Source organism: Streptomyces sp. NPDC048650, assembly GCF_043199095.1.
Lineage (GTDB): Bacteria > Actinomycetota > Actinomycetes > Streptomycetales > Streptomycetaceae > Streptomyces.
In genome coordinates this window covers 402,015-424,189 of the sequence record NZ_JBICVM010000007.1, presented here as the reverse complement: position 1 = coordinate 424,189, position 22,175 = coordinate 402,015, and the positions used below count along the sequence as shown (strand labels likewise).

The following is a 22,175-nucleotide window of genomic DNA, read 5'->3' as shown; positions in this document are numbered from 1 at the left end:
ACGCCGTCCTGAGGCCGCAACGCCGTCGGGCGGGCCGGAGGTGCTCCGGCCCGCCCGACGGCGTGCATGCGCTCCGCGCCCGTTACGGCGACAGCGTCAGCGTGTCCTTCGCCTTCTTCTTGACCGCCGACTCGCTGTACGCCCAGGGCAGCAGTTCGCCCTTGGCCCACTTGTCGGTCTGGTCGTAGTAGTGCGCGCTGTAGGCGTGCCCGGAGGCGCCGGTGAGGTTGATCCAGCGCGACTTGTCGAGGTCGGCGAGGTTGACGACCATCCGCATGGACGGGACCCAGGTGACCTTGTAGCCGCCCGCGGCGTTCCAGCCGGTGGCGTCGACCGCGGCCTCACCGCCGCCGACGTTCCAGGGGCCGCGGTTGAACAGGCCCTGGAGGAAGCCGGGGCCGTCGGTGCCCAGGGTCTGGTTGTTCAGGTACATCTGGTGGAGGCGGCCCCAGCTCCAGTTGTCGATGTTCTTGCCGAGCTTGGCGGTCAGCTCGTAGCGGGCGTCCTTCATGGCCTCGGCGAGGAGCTGGTCGCGGTTGCGGTCGCCGGGGTGGCCGGGCCGGTCCTCGGTCTTCCACCAGGCGTTGTTCGGGTCGTCCAGGATCTTCCGGACCACTTCGTACCAGCGGTCGCCGCCGTCGGGCTGCGCCGAGTCGGCGGCCCGCTCGCCGCATTCGCGGACCAGCTTCTCGAGGTCGTCGGCGGGGCCGGTCTCGTCGGCCGGGCGGACGGTGAGGCACTGACCCTCGAGCCGCAGTTCCTTGGGCATCTTGTTGCCGAAGGCGAGCTTGAGGGTGTTGCGCCAGACGGCGTTGAAGTAGGCGGCCGCGGCGGAGTCGGGCTCCTGAGTGAAGTCCCAGCCGTCCAGCAGCTGCTGGGCGTCGCGGACGTACTTGTCCTTGATGTCGATCTTCGTCAGGTACGGGGTGAGCAGCCGGGCGATCTCGCTGCTGTTGTCCTTCTGGAAGGTCTGCATGTCGTCCGTGGAGACCTTGCCGCCGTCCTTGATCTTCGACTGGATCAGGTCGTTGATCCGCTGGCTGCGGGAGCCGTAGCCCCAGTCCTTGGTGAGGAGGTAGGGGTACTTCTCGTCGGCGACGGCCTGGTTGGCGGTGACGATGTAGCCGCGGGCGGGGTTGTACTCGTACGGCAGGGCCTGCTGGGGGACGTAGCCGGTCCAGCGGTATTTCCGGTCCCAGCCGGGCGCCGGGTAGGTGCCGTCGCCGGCGCCGCGGACCGGGATCCGGCCGGGCGCCTGGTAGCCGATGTTGCCCTTGGTGTCGGCGTAGATCAGGTTCTGCGAGGGGACCTCGAAGTGTGCGGCGGCCTTGCGGAAGCCCGTCCAGTCCTTGGCGCGGTCGAGCTCGAAGACGGCGTCCATGGACCTGCCCGGGTCCAGGGCGGTCCAGCGCAGCGAGACGGCGTAGCCGTCGCCGCGGTCCGGTGCGGCGTTGCCGACCGGGGCGTCCTTGCCGACGTCGGCCAGTTCGCCGTCGCGGTCGGAGACGATCGGTCCGTTGCCGGTGGAGCGGACGGTGATGTGGCGGCTGTCCCCGCCGGCGACCTTGATGGTCTCCTTGCGCGTGCGGAACGGGCGCTGCTTGCCGTCGTCGAGGTAGCCGTCGGCGCTGATCCTCTCCAGGTAGAGGTCGGAGACGTCGGCGCCGAGGTTGGTCATGCCCCAGGAGACGTTCTGGTTGTGACCTATGACGACACCCGGCATGCCGGAGAAGGTGAAGCCGGAGGCGTCGTAGTTGCACTTGGGGCCGGTGGTGCGGCAGTGCAGGCCCATCTGGTACCAGAGCGAGGGCATCTGGGGCGCCAGGTGCGGGTCGTTGGCCAGCAGTGGCTTTCCGGTGGTGGTGTGCGCACCGGAGACGACCCAGGAGTTCGAGCCGATGCCGTTGCCGTTGGGGCCGAGCAGTGCCGGGACCTTGTCGAGGGTCTTGGACAGCGAGGACAGCTGGGACTGCAGGCCGACGGCGGCGCTGCCGGCCGGGGTGGCATTGGCCGAGCCCTTGGGCCGGAACTTCTTCGTGGCCGGGTCGACCGAACCGCCCTCGACGATCGGCCGGTTCCGCTTGTACGGGTACGCCGGGTAGAGCTGCTTGATCTGCTCCGGCGTGAACCGGCTGGTCATCAGGGAGCGGTCGATCTCCTCCTGCATGTTGCCGCGCAGGTCCCAGGCCATCGCCTTGAGCCAGGCGACCGAGTCGACCGGCGTCCACTTCTCGGGCTTGTAGTCGTTCTGGAAGTCCAGCGCCGCGTACTCCAGGGAGAGCGCCGAGCCCTGGTGCTCCTTGAGGTAGCCGTTGACGCCGTCGGAGTATGCCCGGAGGTACTTCTTGGTACTGGGCGACAGCTTGGTGTCGTACTCCTTCTGCGCCACGTGGTGCCAGCCGAGCGTGCGCAGGAACTCGTCGCTCTTGACCTGACCCTTGCCGAACATCTCCGACAGTCGGCCGGACGTCATGTGCCGGCGGACGTCCATCTCCCAGAAGCGGTCCTGGGCCTGGACGTATCCCTGGGCGCGGAAGAGGTCCTCATCGGTGTCCGCGTAGATCTGCGGGATGCCGTTGGCGTCCCGCGAGACGTCCACCGGGTTGGTCAGACCGGGCAGTTTGAGCGAGCCGGTGGTTTCCGGGAACGAGGCCCGGACGGTACTCACGCCCCAGTACGCGCCGAAGCCGATGCCCGCCACGAGCAGCAGCACGACCGTGATGGCGACGAGGCGGCCGCGCCGCCCCTTCTTCTTTTTTGGCGCTGGGCCGGACTTGTTGGCGGGCATCTCTGTCCTTCGAGGGGCAGGGTGGGAGTGCTGGAGCAACCATAGGCGCACGGGTCCGGCGACCCCTACGCGGAGTCACTACGAGCACATCCGACTTTCAAGTAATGGTAAATTGTTAGTCTCAGTAACTAGATACGGTAAGGATCGTAGGTCCGACGGACCGCTTCCTTCCGGCTCCCGTGCGAGAAAGGACCAGCTCCTGACTGTCGACCACCTCAATCAACTCCTGCTGGTCTGCTCGCTCGTACTGCTCATCGCGGTGGCCGCGGTACGACTCTCCTCGCGCAGCGGGCTCCCCAGCCTGCTCATCTATCTGGGGATAGGCATCGCCATAGGGCAGGACGGCCTCGGCGGTGTCGTCTTCGACAACGCCGAACTGACCCAACTCCTCGGCTATACGGCCCTGGTCGTCATCCTGGCGGAGGGCGGCCTCGGCACCAAGTGGAAAGAGATCAGGCCGGCGCTGCCCCGGGCGGCGGCGCTGTCGACGGTCGGCGTCGCGGTGAGCGTGGGGGTCACCGCGGCCGGGGCGCACTATCTGGCCGGACTCGAATGGCGTCAGGCACTGCTGATCGGCGCCGTGGTCTCCTCGACGGACGCCGCCGCGGTCTTCTCCGTCCTGCGCAGCGTGCCGCTGCCCGCACGGCTGACGGGTGTCCTGGAAGCCGAGTCGGGCTTCAACGACGCCCCGGTGGTCATCCTCGTCGTCGCCTTCTCCACGGCCGGTCCGGTCGAGCACTGGTACGCCCTGATCGGCGAAATAGCCCTGGAACTGACCATCGGCGCCGCCATCGGGCTGGCCGTCGGCTGGCTCGGCGCGTACGGCATGCGGCATGTGGCGCTGCCGGCCTCCGGCCTCTATCCGATCGCCGTCATGGCCATCGCCGTCTCGGCGTACGCGGCCGGCGCCCTGGCGCACGGCTCCGGCTTCCTCGCCGTCTATCTGGCCGCGGTGATCCTGGGCAATGCCAAGCTGCCGCACACGGCGGCCACCCGCGGCTTCGCCGAAGGGCTCGGCTGGATCGGCCAGATCGGCATGTTCGTCCTGCTGGGCCTGCTGGTCACCCCGCACAACCTGCTCGACGACATAGTCCCGGCGCTGGTCATCGGCATGATCCTGACGCTGGTGGCCCGGCCGCTGTCGGTGTTCGCGAGCCTGCTGCCCTTCCGGATGCCCTGGCAGGAGAAGACCCTGCTGTCCTGGGCCGGGCTGCGCGGCGCGGTGCCGATCGTGCTCGCGACCATCCCGATGGTCACCGACATTCCGGGCAGCGACCACGTCTTCAACATCGTCTTCGTGCTCGTCGTCGTCTACACCCTCATCCAGGGCCCGACGCTGCCCTGGCTCGCCAGGCGGCTGCGGCTGGGCACCGCCGCAGGGGAGGCGGCCGACCTGGGCATCGAGTCGGCCCCGCTGGAGCGGCTGCGCGGCCATCTGCTGTCCACGTCCATCGGCCCGTCCTCCCGGATGCACGGCGTCGAGGTCGGGGAGCTGCGGATGCCGGCGGGCGCCGCGGTCACCCTGGTCGTCCGGGACGGCTCCAGCTTCGTCCCGTCGCCCACGACCGTGTTGCGGCACGGCGACGAGCTGCTGGTGGTCGCCACCGATCCGGTGCGGGACACGGCCGAGCGCCGACTGCAGGCGGTCTCCCAGGGCGGCAAGCTGGCCGGCTGGCTGGGCACGGGCGGCGGCCGGCGGCACGGCGACCATGAGGAGCGGCGGCGCCGGCAGCGGGACGCCGGCTGACGCGCCGTGCCGCGTGGCCGGGCCGCGCCGCGCCGCGCCGCCGGCCGACGGTAGGGCCCAGACGACTCCGATCCGACTCCGACCGGCCGGTATGTGCCGTATCTCTCCACGGATCCCAAGGAATTACGCGTGAAGCTCTGGTTAATCCCAGGGCTTCACGCACTCCCGCCTGTAGTATGAAGAAGCAATAAACGAACCAACTCTGCCTGAAGCAGAGCTGGCGCGACCGCTCGGCGGCCGCGGTCCACTGCCACTCGCGCAGCCACTTCCTTGGTGAGGACCACGCGGTATCACTCGGTCCTGCGCGAGAGGACAGCTCTCGGCGCGTACCCGTGACGACCTTGCGGCGGCGCGCTACCAGGCGGCAGAAAGGCCCGGCCGTGGCATCCGCGGTCAAGGACTCCCGTCCCGGTTACGGACAACTGCTGCGCACCCCTGGTGCATGGACATTCCTGCTGCCCGGCTTTCTGGCCCGGCAGCCGTTCGCGATGCTGACGATCGGCATCACCCTGCTCGTCCAGTCCACCACCGGCTCCTTCGGCACCGCGGGCGCGGTCACCGCCGCCACCGGTGTCTCAATGGCGCTGTTCGCCCCGCAGAGCGGCAAGCTCGCCGACCGCTTCGGTCAGCGCGCGGTGCTGCTTCCCGGCGTCGTGGTGCACGTCGTCGGCGTCGCGGCGCTGATCACCCTCGCCCTCGTGCACGCCCCGCTGTGGGCGCTGATCACGGTGGCGGTCCCCACCGGCGCCTCGACGCCGCAGGTCGGCCCCATGGTGCGGGCCCGCTGGGCGGCGAAGCTGGGCGGCAGCCCGCTGATGCCGACGGCCGCGGCCTTCGAGTCGGTGACCGACGAGTTCACCTTCGTCGTCGGCCCGGTGCTGGCGACCGCGCTCTGCACGGGCATCCACCCGGCCGCCGGCCTGGTCGCCGAGGCCGTGCTGTCGCTGGCGGGCGGCCTGCTGTTCGCCTCGCAGCGGCGCACCCAGCCGCCCGTCCACCGGGCGCAGGCCGACGATCTGCCGCGCGTCTCGGCGCTGTCGGTGCCCGGCGTCCGCGTCCTGATCGTCGCGTTCCTCGGCATCGGCACCGTCTTCGGCGGCATGCAGGTCTCCCTGACGGCCTTCACCGAGCACATCGGGCACCCGGGCATCAACGGCGTCCTCTACGGGATCTTCGCGGCCGGCAACATGCTCGCCGGCGTCGTCTGCGGCGCCGTCAGCTGGAAGGTCGGCCCGCGGCGGCGGCTCCTGGTGGCCTACGGGCTGCTGGCGCTCGCCACCACCCCGCTGTGGGCGGTGACCGCGGTGCCGTTGCTGGCCGCGGTCGGTCTGCTCATCGGCCTGTGCATCGCCCCGGCCCTGATCTCCGGCTACACCCTGGTCGAATCGCTGGTCCCGGCGGGCGCCCGCACCGAGGCCTTCACCTGGCTGACCGGCGCGGTCGCGCTGGGTCAGGCGGCGGCCGCCTCCTCGGCGGGCCAGCTGGCGGACCGCTTCGGCCCCAGCGCCGGCTTCCTGGTTCCGCTGGCCGGGACGGCGCTGGCCCTGACGGTGCTGCTGACGCTCCGCGGCCATCTGCGGCCGCACTCGTCGGCAGTCGTCGTCACCGGCGCCGACCGCGGCGCGACGGCCCCGGCCGACGCCGTCGAGGACCGCGAGCGGGAGCTGGCGAGCGCCTGACCGGACGTGTGGTGGGTCACCGTCCGGCGGTCACAGTGGACTGGCGGGCCGGAATACTGCACTATGGATCGTCGTTAGCACTCAATGAGTGAGAGTGCCAGGAGGAAGTCACGTGCCGACCTACCAGTACCAGTGCACCGCGTGCGGCGAGGGCCTCGAGGCGGTGCAGAAGTTCACCGACGATGCGCTCACCGAGTGCCCGGGCTGCAACGGACGCCTCAAGAAGGTGTTCTCCGCGGTCGGCATCGTCTTCAAGGGCTCCGGGTTCTACCGCAACGACAGCCGCGGCTCGTCGTCCAGCAGCAGCCCGGCGAAGACCGCCGGTGCGTCGAGCGGCTCCTCCTCGTCGGACTCGGCCGGCGGCTCGGACACCAAGTCGTCGTCCTCGACGTCCGCCGCGTCGTCCTCCTCGTCGTCCTCCTCCTCGTCCTCGACGTCTTCCTCGTCGTCCACGAGCAGCAGCTCCGCGGCCTGACCAGCGCTTCCCCGGACCCCGCCGTCTCTGACGGCGGGGTCCGCGGCATGCTGCGGCGGACCACCCCGAGGGCCGGCATCCCTGCCCCGATAGTGTGACCGGCATGGCTGACGCGGAGATTGGCGTTATCGGCGGCTCGGGGTTCTACTCCTTCCTCGACGACGTGACCGAGATCACGGTGGACACCCCTTATGGGCCGCCGAGCGACTCCCTCTTCCTGGGCGAGGTGGCCGGCCGACGCGTCGCCTTCCTCCCCCGGCACGGGCGCGGTCACCACCTCGCACCGCACCGCATCAACTACCGCGCCAACCTGTGGGCCCTGCGCTCGGTCGGCGTCCGCCAGGTCCTCGGCCCGTGCGCCGTCGGCGGCCTGCGCCCCGAGTACGGCCCGGGCACGCTGCTCGTACCCGACCAGCTCGTCGACCGCACCAAGTCCCGCGTCCAGTCGTATTTCGACGGCGAACCGCTGCCGGACGGCAGCGTCCCGAACATCGTCCACGTCGCGTTCGCCGACCCGTACTGCCCCACCGGGCGCGGGGCGGCCGTGGCGGCGGCCCGCGGGCGCAACTGGGAGCCGGTGGACGGCGGCACCCTCGTGGTCGTCGAGGGACCGCGCTTCTCCACGCGCGCGGAGTCGCGCTGGCACGCCGCGCAGGGCTGGTCGGTGGTCGGCATGACCGGCCACCCCGAGGCCGTGCTCGCCCGCGAACTGGGCCTTTGCTACACCTCGTTGACGCTCGTCACCGACCTGGACGCCGGCACCGAGAGCGGCGACGGCGTCTCGCACCAGGAGGTCCTCGAGGTGTTCGGCCAGAACGTCGGCCTGCTGCGCGAGGTCCTCTTCGACGCGGTCGCCGCCCTGCCCGCCGGCGCCGCCCGCGCTTGTGCGTGTGCGAGCGCCGTCGACGGCTGGGACCTGGGCATCGAGCTGCCGTAGCCGCTCCGACGGGTGACGGGGTTGTCCACATCGGGCGGGCTCGTCCACAGCCCTCGGCGGGATGCGCGGAATTCCGGCACGGTGGTGATCACCGGTTCCGACCTCCGCGCCCACCCGACAGGCGGTGACGACGATGCCCCGTCCCTTCCCCGAGCCCCCTCTCCCCCAGCCCCCTTTCGCGGGCCGTTCGCCCGCCGGTCCGCCCGCCGCCGGCGCCGCACCGTTCCCGTCGCCTCCGCCCCCCGAACCGCCGCTCCCGACGCCGCCGACGTGTGAAGTGCCCCACTTCGCCCCGGTACGATCCGGCGGCGGCCGATGCCGGTGGCAGCGGGCGACGCGGCGGCGGATGTGCGCGGCCGGACTGGCGATGGCCGCCGCAGCACTGGCCACCGGCGGTTCGTACGGTGCCGTACGAAGTGCGTCCGCGCCCGGATGCCTGCCGGCAGCGCTCTCCGAAGGGCGGTAGCGGTGGCACAAGATCGAGTGGCATCGCCCTCGCTCGCACGCAAAACTCTTCCGGGTGGCAGGCCGTCCCCTCGAATCAGTGCTGGCGCTCCCGCCGATCGCTGGTTCGTGTGGCCCGACTGGACATGCCTGGCCCGCCCTGTCGTAAGTTGCGGTGCTGATTGTTGCTGCACCGTCCGTACCGAGCGTGGAAAGAGGCTGTCAGGTGAGCGAGAACAAGGGCGTCCTTCAGGGATTCAGGGAATTCCTGATGCGCGGCAACGTCATCGAGCTCGCGGTCGCAGTCGTCGTCGGAGCGGCGTTCACCAACATCGTCAACGCCGTGGTCAAGGGCGTGATCAACCCGATCATCGGCGCGCTCGGTTCGCAGAACCTCGACAACTACAAGACGTGCCTCAGCGCCACCTGCCACCCGGACGGCAAGACCGGCGAATTCACCGACGGCATCTACATCCTGTGGGGCTCGGTGCTCAGCGCCGCGCTGACCTTCCTGATCACCGCCGCGGTCGTCTACTTCCTCATGATCCTTCCGATGAACAAGTGGAAGGCCCGCCAGGACGCGAAGAAGCCGGTGGACGACACTCCGGTCGACCCCACCGAGATCGAGCTGCTCACCGAGATCCGCGATGCGCTCCTCGCCCAGCGCAACGGCTCGGGTCCGCACTCCGCCGCATCGGCGGCCACCGTCATCACGCAGAAGACGCAGCAGTAGCGAGCACCACGGACCGGCCGAGCCGCCCCGCCGCCTCGCTCAGAGGTGGTGGGGCGGCTTGTCGTCGAGGAAGCGCGCGAGGTCGGCGGCGCCCCCGGAGGACGCGGGGCGCTCGCCCCAGCCGCGGTCGGTGTCGTCCGAGGACTGCTGGTCCAGCGGGTCGTCGAAGATCAGCGCGGCGGGGCGGGGCGCGGGGCGGGCCGCCTCGGCGGTATCGGGCGCGGGGGCCGGTTCGGGTGCGGGTTCACGGGTGGTGCTCACCTCTTCAGGGTACGGGGCGGAGCGCGGCCCGTGGCGGGTGCTGCGTATGCTCCGGACCATCACACGCGTGAGAAGGCCGACGGTCATGGGTGAAGGGCGTCGGCCGTGTGCGAGGGGGAGCACATGCGGATCGGAGAGCTCTCGGAGCGCACGGGGACGCCCCGGCGGCTGCTGCGCTACTACGAGGAGCAGGAGCTGATCGTCGCCGGCCGGTCGGCGAACGGCTATCGCGAGTACGACGAACGGTTCGTGGACCGCGTCCTGCAGATCAGAGGGCTGCTCGATGCCGGACTGCCGACCCGGATCATCAAGCAGATCCTGCCCTGCCTGGACCGGCCCCGGACCATCCATTTCGCCGACGCGACGCCGGAGATGCTCGCCACGCTGGAGCTCGAACGCGACCGTATGACCGAGCGCATCGCGTGCCTGGTCCGTAACCGTGATGCGGTGGCCGAGTACCTCGACGTGGTGCGCGGCACCACGCGCCCGGACGCCGCCGGTGAGGTGGCGGCCGCGACCTGAGCGGCCCGGGTGACTGCGCTCCGGGGCCTACGTCGCGTCGAGCGCCTCGTGCCACCAGCGGTCGCGGCCAGGGGTCCAGGACACCGGGCGCGCGCAGCGGTTGACCACCAGGACCGTACGACTCTGTCCGCCGACCGCCCCGCCCCGCGCCAGCGCATGGTCGAGCACCGCCTTCACCGGTCGTATCGCACCGTCCCAGAAGGCCGCGTCCGCCGTGATCAGGACCCGGGCCCCCGACTCCCGGGTTCGCGCGACCAGTTCGGGCACCGTGAGCGAGACGGGGAGCGTGGTGCGTAACGCGTCCAGACGGCCGCAGGCGATGGTGGCGATCACCGATTCGGGCACCAGCGGCAGATGGACGGCCACCTGATCACCGGCCCGCACTCCGAGCCGGGAGAGGGCGGCCGCGGCCCGGTCGGCCTGTTCGAGGAGCATGCCGTGCGTGAGCTCTTCCATCCGGCCTGGCTCACCGCTCCAGGTGAGGGCGATCCGCGACGCCTGCGGCTCTTGTATTTCCCGGGCGTCATCTACATGCTCTGAAGTCACAGGGCGCAACATGCAGTTCAGGATGATGATGAGCGATCAACGATCGCTGAACGTCTCCTGTACAGCGTCCCCGAGCCGGCTGCGCGCCGGCCTTCTCGCACCTGCCGCCGCCTTCCTGCGGCCGCCCGGGCCTTTCTGCCCCGCTTCCGGTGCCGACAATCCCTCCCTCCGTACGCCCGTCGTTCCGTGACGTCCGCACCCGCCGTCGTCCGCCTGTCGGCCTGCCGGTCTGCCCGCCCGTTTGCCCGCCCGACCGCCCGACCGTCCGTCGTCCGTCGTCCGTCGTCCGTACGAGAGGCACCCATGCCCACCCGCATGCCCGTCCCGGCGCCCGGCTCGAAGCCCGGCCCATTGCCCGGCCCACTGCCCGGCCGCGCATCCCTGGTGCGCGAGCCCGCCGTGGTCGCCGTCGCCCTGGGCGTCTTCTGCGTCCAGTTGGACTCCTTCGCGCTGAATCCGGCGCTGCCCGTCGTCCGCTCGGCCCTGCACGGCTCGGCGGGGGCGATGCCGTGGGTGGTCAGTGGCTATCTCCTCGCCGCCGGTTCGCTGATGCCGGCCGCCGGGCGTCTCGGCGACCTCCTTGGCCGTCGCCGGATGCTGGTCCTCGGGCTGGCCCTCTTCGGCGGCGGCTCCGCACTGTGTGCGCTCGCACCGTCGGTCCCCCTTCTGGTGGCGGCGCGCGTCGTCCAGGGCGCCGGCGGGGCGTTGATCATGCCCGTCGGGCTGGCGCTGCTCACCCGTGCCGTGGCCCCGGAGCGCCGCCGGCGGGCGACCGGACTGGCGCTGGGGCTGGGCGGAGTGGGCACCGTGGGCGGCCCGTTCCTCGGCGGTGTGCTCGTCCAGGGCCTCTCCTGGCGGGCCGTCTTCTGGGTCACGGTGCCGCTCGCCGCGGCCGCGGCCGGGTACGCCGGGCGGGCCGCCGAGTCCCGCGCCCCGGCCACCGGCCGCCCGCTCGATGCCGCCGGCGTGGTCACCGTGACGGCCGCGCCCGCTTGTCTGGCCCTCTGGCTGCAGCACCCCGCCTCCTGGGGGTGGGCGGCCGGTGCGCTGCTGCTCGGCGCCGCCTTCGTCCGGGCCGAGCGCCGCTCACCCGGCCCCCTGGTGGACCTGGGGCTCTTCCGCAACCGGCGCTATGTGGTGCTGACGGCGGCGGGGGCGGTGGCCAATGCGGCGACCGTGGCGCTGCTGTACGCCGTGCCGCCGGCGCTCCAGCAGGCGCAGGGGCGGTCGGCGTCGGGTGCGGGGGTGGCGTTTCTCGCGCCGGCCGCCGCGCTGGCGGTCGGCGGTCCGCTGGCCGGACGCGTGCGGGCGGCGGTCACGGTGCCGGTGACGGCGGTCTGTCTGGCCGTCGCCGCGTTCGCCCTGGCGGCCGCCGGACGCGCCACCGGGACGCCCGTCCTCCTGGTGGCGGCGACCGGGGCCGCGGCGGCGCTGGGGGTGGCGGGCGCGCTGGCCCTCACCGGTACGCAGGCCGTGGTTCGCCCCGAGCGCGCAGGCGAGGCGTCGGGGGTGACCAAGTCCGTGATGACGGTGACCGCGGGCGTGGGGCTGTCCTTGGCCGGGGCGGGCGGCGGCGGGTCGGGTGCGGCGCACGCACCGGTGTCGCTGCTGTTCCCGGCGGTGCTGTGTCTGGTGGCGGCGCCGGTTCTCGTACCGGCCGCGGGGGGCCGGGCGGCCTGCCGCGCCGTACGGGAGTAGCCCCGCGAACGCGCCCGTACGGCAGTGGCCCCGCGAACGCGCCGTACGGAAGCGGCCACGCGCCTGCCGCGCGGTACGGGTACGCCCGCCCTCACCCCGCGGCGGGTACGTCCTGCGCCACCAGTGCCTGGTAGCCGCCCACCACGTCCCGCACGTCGGTGAATCCCCGTGCCTCCAGCAGTGCCGCCGCGATCACCGAGCGGTTGCCGCTGCGGCAGTAGAGGACGACGGGCCGGTCGCGGTCAAGGTGGGCGAGGTGGCCGGGGAGCGTGGCGAGCGGGATGTTGCGGGCTCCGGGGAGGGCGCCCGTCGCGTGTTCGGAGGGGTTGCGGACATCGATCAACTGATGGTCGCCCGTGGGGAGTTCATCGAGCGAGATGCGGTGGCTGCGGGTGGTCAGCGCGGGTTCGCGGGCCAGGGCGGCGGCCGGGTCGGGGACGTGGCCCAGGACGCGGTCGTAGCCGATGCGGGCGAGGCGGAGGCGGGCCTCGTCCTGCGTACCGGGCAGGGCGAGCAGCACGATCGGTGTGCCGGGCGGCACCACACTGCCGGCGTACTCGGCGAACCGGGTGTCCAGGCTGGTGTGCAGGGAGCCGGTGAGGTGGGCGCGGGTGTAGTCGGCGAGGGGGCGGCAGTCCAGGAGGGCGGCGCCGTGCTCGTCGCGGGCCGTGCGGGCCTCCGCCAGGGTGAGGGCCGCGGGCGGGGCGGGCTCCAGGAGGGGGTGGCCGTCGCGGTTGAGGGCGGCGTCGTGCGCGAAGTAGCCGGGCGTGGCGGGCTGTTGGGTGGTGACCAGCCGGACGAAGGCGCTCTCCGGCATGGGCTGGAGTGCGTAGTTGAGGCGTCGCTGGGCGCCGACGGTGGAGCTGGTCTCGGTGGAGAGGTTGCGGCCGCAGGCGGAGCCGGCGCCGTGTGCGGGAAAGACCCGGGTCGCGTCCGGGAGCGTCATGAGTTTGGTGTGCAGGGAGTGGTGCAGCCGACGGGCCATGTCCTCGGGCGAGTGCCCGGCGGCGGAGAGCAGGTCGGGGCGGCCCACGTCGCCGACGAAGAGGGTGTCGCCGGTCAGGACGCCGAACGGCTCGGCGTCGTCGGGGTGTTCGTGGACGAGCAGGCAGATGGACTCGGGGGTGTGGCCGGGGGTGGCCAGGACGGTGAGGGTGACGCCGTCGTCCTCGGACGCCCCGAGCCCGATCCGCTCGCCGTCGCGTAACCGCCGGATGGGGAAGCCGGTGTCGGCGGCCTCGCCGAAGGCGATGGTGGCGCCGGTCGCCCGGGCCAGTTCGAGGTGGCCGGAGAGGAAGTCGGCGTGAATGTGCGTCTCGATGACGAGTTCGATGCGCAGACCGACCTCGTCCGCGTCGCACAGGTAGTCGTCGATGTCGCGGCGCGGGTCGACCAGGACGGCGCGTCCGGTGCGCTGGTCGCCGATGAGGTACGACGCCTGGGAGAGGCAGTCGAGGTAGTACTGCGCGAAGTGCACGGTGACCTCCGAGGGGTGCGCCCAAGGTCGGCTCGGGCAGCGTCCGTTGTGCGGATGCACGGATGTACGTACATTAGGCAGCCGGAGGGGAGGCAACAAGCCCGGCCCCCCGTCGGCTCATCCCCGAACACCCGCTCGCGGAGGCACCCATGACGACCCAGCAGCCGGACGGGGACCACGCCCCGCGCCCTCTGGACCGGCGCTCGCCGCTTCCCCTGTGGGCGCAGCTCTCCGCCGATCTGCGGCGCCGGATGGAAGCGGGCGCGTTCACCGAGGAGTTCCCCGCCGAGCACCGGCTCACCGGCGAGTACGAGGTCAGCCGGCACACCGTCCGCGAGGCGCTGCGCAAGCTGCGCGCCGACGGCCTGGTGATCGCCGAGCGTGGCCGCGCCAGCCGCCTGGACACCCGCCGCATACAGCAGCCGCTCGGCTCGCTCTACAGCCTCTTCCGCGAGCTGGAGGGCCAGGGCGTGGATCAGCGCAGCGAGGTGCTGCGACTGGAGCGGACCGTGGACGGGACGGTCGCCGGGCAGTTGGGGCTGGTCCCGGACGCGCCGCTGGTCGTACTGGAGCGGCTGCGCCTGGCGGACGGCGAGGCGCTCGCGCACGACACCGCCTATCTGCCCGCCGAGATCACCGAGCCGCTGCTGGACGCCGACTTCGGGCACACCTCGCTCTACGGGGAGCTGTCGCGGCGCTGCGGCGTGAAGGTGACCGGGGGCCGGGAGCGGATCCAGCCGTTCCTGCCGGACGTGCGGCAGGCGTGGCTGCTGGGACTGGCGGACCGCGAGGCGGCGTTCGCGATCGAGCGGCTGGGCCGGGCCGGTCAGCGGCCGGTGGAGTGGCGCGAGACGGTGGTGCGCGGCGATCGGTTCGCCTTCGTCGCGGAGTGGTCGGACGAGAGCCGGGCCGTCGCTCTCGCGCCGCGGGCCGCGTGTCCCTCCGCGTAGCGTGTCCGTCGTCTTAGCCGCGGCGGCGCTGCCGTGCGGGCTGCTGATAGGTCTGCTGCTGGGCGCGCTCGGCGGTGGCGGTTCGATACTGGCCGTCCCGGTGCTGGTCTATCTGCTGGGCCAGTCGCCGCACGAAGCGACCGCGGGCGCCCTGGTGGTGGTCGCCGTCGGCGCCGTCACGGGACTGGCCTGTCATGCTCGTGCGGGCCGGATCCGCTGGGGGGCCGGGGCGGCCTTCGGCGCGCTGGGCACGGCGGGCAGCTTTCTCGGCACGCGGTGGAGCGCGTCGCTGGATCCGGCGGTGCTGATGGCCGCGTTCGCGGGGCTGATGCTGACGGTGGCGGCGGTGCTGCTGAGGGGGCGGGGGCCGCGGCGAGCGGCGGCAGGTGTCCGGCGGCATCCCGCGCACATCGCCCTGACCGCTTCCGCCGTCGGGCTGTTGACCGGCTTCTTCGGTGTCGGCGGCGGCTTCGTCGTGGTGCCGGCGCTCACGCTCGTCCTGGGGCTGGAGCTGCCGGTCGCCGTCGGCACCTCGCTCCTGGTCGTCCTCGTCAACTCCGCCACGGCGCTGGCCACTCGGGCCGGCACCGGTGGTTTGGACTGGCCGCTGCTGGCCGGCTTCGCGGCCTGTACGGCGGCCGGCAGCTACCTCGGCAACCGTCTGGCCACCCGCCTGCCCGCGCCGGTCCTGACCCGCGCCTTCGCCTCCTTGGTCACCGTCGTCGCCGTCACCATGGCCGCCACCGCCCTGCCCCGTCTGTGACCGCTGCCCGTGCCCCGCCCGTGGCCCCGAGGTTCCCGACGACGTCCCCGACCGAGCTCCCGACCGAGACCCCGACGCACCCCCTACTGGAGGAACCCATGACGCCCCCCGCCACCCACCACCAGGTCCTGATCGTCGGCGGCGGCACCGCGGGCATCACCGTCGCCGCCCGGTTACGCCGCGCCGGCATCCGGGACATCGCGCTGCTGGAGCCCTCCGAGACCCACTGGTACCAGCCGCTGTGGACGCTGGTCGGCGGCGGCCAGGCGCCGCTGCGGGCCGCGCTGCGCACCGAGGCGGACGTCATCCCGCCCGGCGTGCGCTGGCTGCGCGAGCGCGCCACCGCCGTCGACCCGGTCGCCCGGACGGTCGCCACCACTTCGGGTCGGGTCTTCTCCTACGGCCGGCTCGTCCTCGCACCCGGCCTCCAGCTCGACTGGGACGGTGTACCCGGCCTGGCCGCGGCCCTCGGCCACGGCGGGGTGAGCAGCAACTACCGGCCCGATCTCGCCCCGCACACCTGGGAGCTGATCCGCCGGATGCAGCGCGGTACGGCGGTGTTCACCATGCCGTCCGGGCCGGTGAAGTGCGGCGGTGCCCCGCAGAAGATCGCGTATCTGGCGGCCGACCACTGGCGCAAGCGCGGTGTGCTGGGTGCGATCCGTACGATCCTGGTGCTGCCGGAGCCGGCGATGTTCAAGGTCCCGGTGTTCTCGCGGGTGTTGGCGGAGACGGCCCGGCGGTACGGCATCGAGGTGCGGCTGCGGTCGGAGATGACGGCCCTGGACGGCGCCGCGCGCGAGGCCGTGATCACCGACCACGCCACCGGCACGGCCGAGACCGTCCGCTACGACCTCCTGCACGCCGTACCGCCGCAGCGCGCCCCCCAGTGGCTCGCCGACGGCCCGCTCGCCGACCCCGACTCCCCCTACGGGTACGTCGAGGCCGACCGCGAAACCCTCCAGCACCCCGGCCACCCTGAGGTGTTCGCGCTCGGCGACGTGGCCAACCTGCCCACGTCCAAGACCGGCGCGGCCGTCCGCAAGCAGGCTCCCGTCGTGGTCGCCCATCTCCTCGCCGGTCTCCGCGGCCGACCCGCGACCGCCCGCTACGACGGCTACACCTCCTGCCCCCTGGTCACCGCCCGCCACAAGATGCTGCTCGCCGAGTTCGACTACGACCTGCGGCCCGCCCCGTCGATCCCGTTCCTGGACACCACCCGGGAGCGCACCGACATGTGGTTCCTCAAGCGCTACGGGCTGCCGCAGCTGTACTTCAAGGGGATGCTCAAGGGCCTGGCGTAGCGGCCCCGCCCGGCCGCCGTCGGCCCCGCCCGGGCGGCCGCCGACTCCGCCCGGTAGCCGCCGATCGGCTCGGTCGGCGGCGGCTCCCATCGCGCCGCGAGTCAACTGCCGTATCCCCTCGTGCTGTTCACGCCGTGCCGCCATCTGAGTACGACAACGGATATCCGAACGCGCTTGCCCCCTGCGACTGTTGTGGCTGTTGTGGTCTGTGTGACTACCGAGTCACCAGTTGTCGGCGTTGTGGGAAATTCCCCAACTGACTACTGTGGCCACGTAATTGAACATACGTTCGAGAGGATCATTCCTACGTGAAGCGCGGATCGAAGTTGAAGGGAGCCGCCCGGCGAGTGCGGTACGCACCCGTCGCGGCCGCCGCGACCGTCCTGGTCGGCGCTCTGGCGGGTACGGCCGGCGCGGCCCCCGCCACCGGGCCCGGAGACAACTCACCGAAGATCATCGGCGGCGGCACGGCGCCGGCCTACTCGTTCATGGCCGCGATCCACGGCGGCTGGGGCGACGCGAAGGCCTTCACCTGTGGCGGCGGACTCGTCCGCGGCGACTGGGTGGTCACCGCGGCGCACTGTGTCTCCAAGGCGGGCAAGGACGGGAAGACCGAGGTCATCCCGGCCAAGGAGTTCACGGTCCGCATCGGTTCCAAGGACCGGACCACCGGCGGCACCGTCGTGGGCGTCAAGAGCGTGACCGTCCACCCCGACCACGTCGCCTCGGACGACCGGGACAACGGCAACGACCTCGCGCTGCTGCACCTGGACAAGAAGGTGTCGCAGGCTCCGGTGGCGATGTCGTCCACGGCGACGGCGGCCGGCACGGCGGTCCGGGAGATCGGCTGGGGCTACACCAAGCCGACGGACTCGGGCCAGGACAAGCTCCCGAAGGCCCTCCAGCAGCTCGACACCAAGACCATCCCGGCCAACACGCCCAAGTGCGTCAAGGGCCCGGACGGGGACGACTCCTGGGGGATCCACAAGGGCGACGTCTGCGCCGACAACCCCACGGGGAAGTTCGGCCCGTGCGGCGGTGACTCCGGTTCGCCGCTGCTGAAGAAGGTCGCCGGCCGCTGGGAGATCGTCGGCGTCGACAGCCGCGGCGTCGGCCATGTCTGCGGCGAGTCGCCGGACGTCTACACCGAGATCCACTCCTTCAAGGACTGGGTGTCCAAGGTCATCGGCTGACCCGGTGGGTGCGCAGCCGGTGCCGGTGCGCACCCACCGGCGGATGTCGGTGACCGGGGATGTCGGTGACCGGTCCGGTCGACCCGGTCGACCGGTCGGTTCCGGTTGAGTCGACCGGTCGGATCGGGTTGACCGGTCGGATCCGGCCGGCCGGGCCGGGGAGTGACGGGGGCGCAGCTCAGGGAGCTGTGCCCCTTTCCCGCGCCGGGCCCCGGGCGGCGCTGCCACCCGGCCACGGTTCCGCCGCCCCGCGTACCCCGCCCGCCCGACGGGCAGGGATACCGCAAGGGGCCCGCACACCCCTTACGGGCCCGCCCCTACGGGACTTCACCTCACCCATACCTCCCTCACGGTTCCTCCCCCCTCCGTACCTCCCCCACCGCGCACCCGACGTTGTCCGGCGCCCCCGCCTCATGGGCCAGGGCGATCAGCTCCCGTACCGCCTCCTCGGGGTCGGCCGCCGTCGTGAGGACGTCGCGCATCGCCTCGGTCGGGACGACCCCGGACAGCCCGTCGGTGCACAGCAGATACCGCTCGCCCGGCCGCGCCTGAAGCAGGTGCAGGTCGGGGGCGAACTCCGTGCCACCGCCGAGCGTGCGCAGCAGCAGCGCGCGCTGCGGGTGCGCCGTCGCCTCCTCCGGGGTGAGTCGGCCCTCGTCGACCAGGGACTGCACCATGCTGTGGTCGTGGGTGATCCGGAACAGCCCGGAGTCGCGCAGCACATACGCCCGCGAGTCCCCCACGTGCAGCAGCCCCAGCCGCGAGCCGGAGCGGAGCAGCGCGGTGAGGGTGCAGCCGGTCTCCGCGTCCGCCGCCGGGGCCGCCCGGTGGGCCCGGCGCGCCGCCTCCTCCAGGGCGGTGAGCAGGTCGGACGCGGTCAGGTCCCGGTCCTCCAGGGCGGTCAGCGCGTCGATCGCGGCGGCCGCGGCCGCCCCACCCCGCTCGCCGTGGCCGTCGGCCACCGCGAGCAGCCGCGGCCCCGCGTACGCGGCGTCCTGGTCGGCCGGGCGGACCCGCCCCCGGTCGGTCCGGGCGGCGTACCGCATCGTCAGGGGGAGAGGTGCAGAAGTACCCGTTGCTGTCATGACGTTGTCGTCCTTCCGCTGCAGCTGGTCGACGAGGAAGGCGGCCAGCTCCCGGCGGGCGGCGGTGTCGGCCTCGGCCCGCGCCCAGTACGCGGCGACCGCCTCGGCCGCCGGGCCGGGCGGCAGCGCGCACACCTCGCGGATCCGGGCCAGCGGCATGCCGAGCCGGCGCAGCCAGCTCACCAGCCTGGCCCGCTCCAGTTGCGCCGGGGCGTAGCGGCGGTAGCCGTTGTACGGGTCGACGTGGGCCGGGGTCAACAGGCCCAGTTCGTCGTACAGGCGCAGCGCCTTGGGCGAGAGCCGGCAGGCGCGGGCGAACGCGCCGATGGTCAGCAGCCCACCGTCCGTGCCACCGCTCATGCCCATCCGTCCGCCCTCCTCGTGCCGGGCCCCTCGCCCGGCACGGCCGATGCTGGGGCCTCCCCCAAGGGCAAGGTCAACGGGCCGTACCGGGCGGTGTCGTCAGCCCGCGGCCGGGTCGAGGCGGTTCATGGCCGCCGCTGCCAGCGCCTGCACGCCCATCGTCAGGGTCGGACGCACCACCGGGACGAAGTGTGGTGAGTGGTTGGAGGGGATGTCCTGCGCGAGCCGTCCCGCCGCCAGTGCCGTACGGAACTCGTCCGGGTCCCAGCCGCCCAGCCACCAGTAGTAGAGCGGTGCCTCGGCGGCGGTGGCCAGGAGGGAGGCGTCCTCGCTGCCCGATGCCGGGTCGTAGGCGAACAGCCGCTGCTCGCCGAAGAACCGGGTGAAGTCCTCGTTGACCTTGCGCAGGGTGCGGGCGTCGTTGACGGTGACCGGGAAGGAGTCGAGGATCCTGACCTCCGGGGTGCGGTCGGCGCCGGAGGCGGTGGCCTCGGCACGGGCGATCCGGTCGATGGCGGCCAGCACCCGGCTGCGTACGGCCTCGTCGAAGCTGCGGACGCTGAGCTTGACGACGGCCCGGTCGGGGATGACGTTGGCGGTGTCGCCGGCGTGGAAGGAGCCGACGCTGACCACGGCCTGGTCCTTGGGTGCCACCTCGCGGGCCACGACGGACTGCACCCGTTGGACGAACGACGCCGCCATCAGGATCGGGTCGACGGTGGTCTCCGGGCGGGAGCCGTGTCCGCCGATGCCGTGGAAGGTGATCTCCAGGCTGTCGGCGGCGGCCATGCAGGCCCCGGGGCAGTACGCGATCAGCCCGGCGCCGAACGGGGCGACATGCTGGGCCAGCACTACGTCGGGGGTGGGTACCAGGCCCTTGCTGTACAGGCCGTCGTCGAGCATGGCGCGGGCGCCGTTGCCGATCTCCTCGGCCGGCTGGAACAGCACGACGAGGGTGCCGGACCACCGGTCCCGCCCTTCGGCCAGCAGGTCGGCGGCGCCCAGCAGGCAGGTGACGTGGACGTCGTGGCCGCAGGCGTGCATCCGGCCGGGCGTCGTGGAGGCGTAGTCGAGGCCGGAGCGCTCGGTGACCGGCAGCGCGTCCATGTCGGCGCGCAGCAGGACGACCGGCCCCGGCCCGTTGCGGAGCACTCCGGTGACTCCGGTGCCGCCGATGCCGGTGGTGACGTCGTAGCCGAACGCGGTCAGCCGGCGGGCGGCCTCGGCGGCGGTACGGGTCTCGTGGAAGCCGAGTTCGGGATGGCGGTGCAGGTCCTCGTAGAGCGCCACCAGATCCGCGAGGCGGGTGTCGAGCGGCGCCAGGACGGAGTCGGTGGCGGATCGGGAGGTGCCGGAGCCGGCGAGGTCACTGACGGAGCTGGAGGCGTCACTGACGGGGCTGGAGTGGTCGCTGTCGCTCATTCGCGCATTCGACCATGAACGACCGCGCCGAGGCCCACCGGCAGACCCGCCGGAGCGCACCGGACCGTATTCGCCGTCGGCTGGCCGGACTTCGCGGGTCGGCCGCGGGCGACTCGTGACACCCGGCCCCCCGACTGCCACCGTGAACCAGCCTGCCCGAGCCGTTGACTGGAGGCCGACATTGGCGACCGCATCCACCCCGCCGACCGGCGAGCCCGCGGATCTCGTGGCCCACCTGATGGAGCAGGCCATGGGCCACCTCTTCTCCGCCGCGCTGCGGACGGCGGCCCACTACCGCATAGCCGACCACCTGGCCCAGGGCCCGCGCACCGCCGAGCAGTTGGCCCTGGCCACCGACACCCACGCCCCGCACCTGCGCCGGGTGCTGCGCTATCTCGCCACCCGGGGCATCTTCCGGGAGGACGCCGCGGGCGCCTACCAGCTGACGCCGGCGGCCAGACCGCTGCGGACCGACGTCCCCGACTCGCTGCACCCCGCCGTGATGATGCTCACCGACGAGCTGTTCCTGCGGACCTCGGCGGGGATGCCGGAGGCGGTGCGCGAGGGCGGCGCGGCCTTCGAGCGGCTCATCGGGGTGCCGCTCTTCGAACATCTGATGTCCGACCCGGCCCGGCGCGAGCTCTTCGACACCGGGATGGCGTCGCTGTCGGGTCCGGTGGACGAGGCGGTGGTCGCCGCGTACCCGTTTCCGGCGGCCGGCACGGTCGTGGACGTCGGGGGCGGCCGCGGCGGTCTGCTGCGCGCCGCGCTGCGCCGCCACCCCCAGCTGACCGGTGTGCTCTTCGACCAGCCGCCGCCGCTGGCCTGCCATCTGCTGGGCGGCGACGATCTCAAGGGCCGCTGGCGCACCGAGGAGGGCGACTTCTTCGCGTCCGTCCCGGCGGGCGGGGACGTGTACGTCCTCAAGCACGTCCTGCACGACTGGCCGGACGAGGCGTGCCGGCGCATTCTGCACACCTGCCGGGCGGCGATGGCCCGTGGCAGCCGGCTGCTGATCGTCGACAGCGTGCTGCCGGCGGGCAACGCGCCGCATTTCGGCAAGACGATGGATGTCGCGATGATGGCGGTTCTGGACGGGCGGGAGCGGACCTCGGAGGATTTCGCGACGCTGCTTTCGGCCGGAGGGTTCCGGCTGACGCGGGTTCTGCCGACGGTTGCGTTCCCGTCGATCGTGGAGGCGGTGGCGGACTGAGGGTGACGGACTGAGGGGCGTCCTGCAGCGGGTCTCCCCGGAGTCGTCCCCGCCCGCGCCGCCCCCCGAAGACGGCCCGTGCCGCCGGTCCGCGCCGGGGCCGTGGCCGCCCCGGTTCCCGCGACACGACACGCCGCGCCCCCGCGCCCATCGCGGCGCCGCGGCCCGCCCGGGTTGTACTGATGCCACCCCGCGTCCCGGCCCGGGGCCGGAAGAAGCGCCCGGAGCCAAGGAGCCCGCCATGCCCACCCCGCCCCTCCCCGCGCCCGTCGACCGCGCTCTGCGTGCCGCCAACGGCGGCGACATCGACGGCTTTCTCGCGGCCTTCGCCGAGGACGGCGCGGTCAACGACTGGGGCCGGGAGTTCCGGGGCCATGATGCGATCCGGGGCTGGAGCGACGGCGAGTTCATCGGCCGTCAGGTCACGCTCGAAGTCACGGCCGTGCGGACCCAGGGCAGCACCACGACCGTCAGCCTCCAGGTCGGCGGCAACGGCTACACCGGACCGTCCGACTTCGCCTTCACCGTCGAGGGTGACCGCATCACGCTGATGCGGATCACCGGCTGACGGCCGT

At 72.6% G+C, this 22,175-nt stretch carries 19 protein-coding genes; 13 read left to right on the top strand and 6 right to left on the bottom strand.

Annotated elements, in window-relative coordinates; all coding sequences use genetic code 11:
• Positions 1-82 precede the first annotated feature (82 nt).
• A complete protein-coding gene (locus ACGFML_RS22440; RefSeq protein WP_393546234.1) occupies positions 83-2,788 on the bottom strand; it encodes a penicillin acylase family protein in 2,706 nt (901 codons plus the stop codon).
• A gap of 199 nt (positions 2,789-2,987) precedes the next feature.
• On the opposite strand from ACGFML_RS22440, the gene ACGFML_RS22435 reads away from it, so the two are divergent.
• The 5 genes from ACGFML_RS22435 (at position 2,988) to mscL (ending at position 8,803) form a co-directional block, all read left to right on the top strand.
• Positions 2,988-4,535, top strand: a complete 1,548-nt coding sequence (locus ACGFML_RS22435; RefSeq protein WP_393546415.1) for a potassium/proton antiporter — start codon at positions 2,988-2,990, stop codon at positions 4,533-4,535.
• A gap of 380 nt (positions 4,536-4,915) precedes the next feature.
• On the top strand, positions 4,916-6,214 hold the full coding sequence (locus tag ACGFML_RS22430) for an MFS transporter (protein ID WP_393546233.1): 1,299 nt from the start codon (positions 4,916-4,918) through the stop codon (positions 6,212-6,214).
• Between the two features lie 112 nt (positions 6,215-6,326).
• The gene (locus ACGFML_RS22425; protein WP_393546232.1) at positions 6,327-6,689 is read left to right on the top strand and encodes an FmdB family zinc ribbon protein; all 363 of its coding nucleotides are present in this window, start codon (positions 6,327-6,329) and stop codon (positions 6,687-6,689) included.
• Between the two features lie 103 nt (positions 6,690-6,792).
• Positions 6,793-7,626: an S-methyl-5'-thioadenosine phosphorylase gene (locus tag ACGFML_RS22420; RefSeq protein ID WP_393546230.1), complete on the top strand. Its 834-nt coding sequence runs from the start codon at positions 6,793-6,795 to the stop codon at positions 7,624-7,626.
• 670 nt (positions 7,627-8,296) lie between these two features.
• A complete protein-coding gene (gene mscL, locus ACGFML_RS22415; RefSeq protein WP_393546228.1) occupies positions 8,297-8,803 on the top strand; it encodes a large conductance mechanosensitive channel protein MscL in 507 nt (168 codons plus the stop codon).
• A gap of 39 nt (positions 8,804-8,842) precedes the next feature.
• Here the strand turns inward: mscL and ACGFML_RS22410 are convergent, their stop codons facing one another.
• Positions 8,843-9,064: a hypothetical protein gene (locus tag ACGFML_RS22410; protein WP_393546226.1), complete on the bottom strand. Its 222-nt coding sequence runs from the start codon at positions 9,062-9,064 to the stop codon at positions 8,843-8,845.
• Positions 9,065-9,187: 123 nt separating this feature from the next.
• On the opposite strand from ACGFML_RS22410, the gene ACGFML_RS22405 reads away from it, so the two are divergent.
• A complete protein-coding gene (locus ACGFML_RS22405) occupies positions 9,188-9,586 on the top strand; it encodes a MerR family transcriptional regulator (RefSeq protein WP_393546224.1) in 399 nt (132 codons plus the stop codon).
• A 27-nt stretch (positions 9,587-9,613) separates the two neighbouring features.
• Here the strand turns inward: ACGFML_RS22405 and ACGFML_RS22400 are convergent, their stop codons facing one another.
• A complete protein-coding gene (locus ACGFML_RS22400; protein ID WP_393546222.1) occupies positions 9,614-10,042 on the bottom strand; it encodes an AMP-binding protein in 429 nt (142 codons plus the stop codon).
• Between the two features lie 393 nt (positions 10,043-10,435).
• Here ACGFML_RS22400 and ACGFML_RS22395 point away from each other — a divergent pair, with 393 nt between their 5' ends.
• Positions 10,436-11,830 carry an MFS transporter gene (locus tag ACGFML_RS22395; protein WP_393546220.1) on the top strand — a complete coding sequence of 465 codons (1,395 nt, stop codon included), beginning with the start codon at positions 10,436-10,438 and terminating at the stop codon, positions 11,828-11,830.
• Between the two features lie 91 nt (positions 11,831-11,921).
• On the opposite strand, the gene ACGFML_RS22390 is transcribed toward ACGFML_RS22395, so the two are convergent.
• Positions 11,922-13,307 carry a rhodanese-like domain-containing protein gene (locus ACGFML_RS22390; protein ID WP_393546219.1) on the bottom strand — a complete coding sequence of 462 codons (1,386 nt, stop codon included), beginning with the start codon at positions 13,305-13,307 and terminating at the stop codon, positions 11,922-11,924.
• A 149-nt stretch (positions 13,308-13,456) separates the two neighbouring features.
• Between ACGFML_RS22390 and ACGFML_RS22385 the strand changes: the two genes are divergently transcribed.
• The 4 genes from ACGFML_RS22385 (at position 13,457) to ACGFML_RS22370 (ending at position 17,517) form a co-directional block, all read left to right on the top strand.
• Positions 13,457-14,257, top strand: coding sequence for a GntR family transcriptional regulator (locus ACGFML_RS22385; RefSeq protein WP_393546217.1), 801 nt, complete (start codon positions 13,457-13,459; stop codon positions 14,255-14,257).
• 1 nt (position 14,258) lies between these two features.
• Positions 14,259-15,020, top strand: a complete 762-nt coding sequence (locus tag ACGFML_RS22380) for a sulfite exporter TauE/SafE family protein (RefSeq protein ID WP_393546215.1) — start codon at positions 14,259-14,261, stop codon at positions 15,018-15,020.
• A 98-nt stretch (positions 15,021-15,118) separates the two neighbouring features.
• Positions 15,119-16,324 carry an FAD-dependent oxidoreductase gene (locus ACGFML_RS22375; RefSeq protein ID WP_393546213.1) on the top strand — a complete coding sequence of 402 codons (1,206 nt, stop codon included), beginning with the start codon at positions 15,119-15,121 and terminating at the stop codon, positions 16,322-16,324.
• A 347-nt stretch (positions 16,325-16,671) separates the two neighbouring features.
• On the top strand, positions 16,672-17,517 hold the full coding sequence (locus ACGFML_RS22370; protein ID WP_393546211.1) for a S1 family peptidase: 846 nt from the start codon (positions 16,672-16,674) through the stop codon (positions 17,515-17,517).
• A 347-nt stretch (positions 17,518-17,864) separates the two neighbouring features.
• Here the strand turns inward: ACGFML_RS22370 and ACGFML_RS22365 are convergent, their stop codons facing one another.
• Both ACGFML_RS22365 and ACGFML_RS22360 read right to left on the bottom strand, forming a co-directional pair.
• Positions 17,865-18,962, bottom strand: coding sequence for a MerR family transcriptional regulator (locus ACGFML_RS22365; protein ID WP_393546413.1), 1,098 nt, complete (start codon positions 18,960-18,962; stop codon positions 17,865-17,867).
• A 102-nt stretch (positions 18,963-19,064) separates the two neighbouring features.
• Positions 19,065-20,387, bottom strand: coding sequence for an amidohydrolase (locus ACGFML_RS22360; RefSeq protein WP_393546209.1), 1,323 nt, complete (start codon positions 20,385-20,387; stop codon positions 19,065-19,067).
• A 238-nt stretch (positions 20,388-20,625) separates the two neighbouring features.
• On the opposite strand from ACGFML_RS22360, the gene ACGFML_RS22355 reads away from it, so the two are divergent.
• Together ACGFML_RS22355 and ACGFML_RS22350 are read left to right on the top strand one after the other, a co-directional pair.
• Entirely contained in the window at positions 20,626-21,600 is a 975-nt protein-coding gene (locus ACGFML_RS22355) for a methyltransferase (protein WP_393546411.1), read from the top strand.
• 241 nt (positions 21,601-21,841) lie between these two features.
• Entirely contained in the window at positions 21,842-22,168 is a 327-nt protein-coding gene (locus tag ACGFML_RS22350) for a nuclear transport factor 2 family protein (protein WP_393546207.1), read from the top strand.
• The last annotated feature ends 7 nt before the right edge of the window (positions 22,169-22,175 follow it).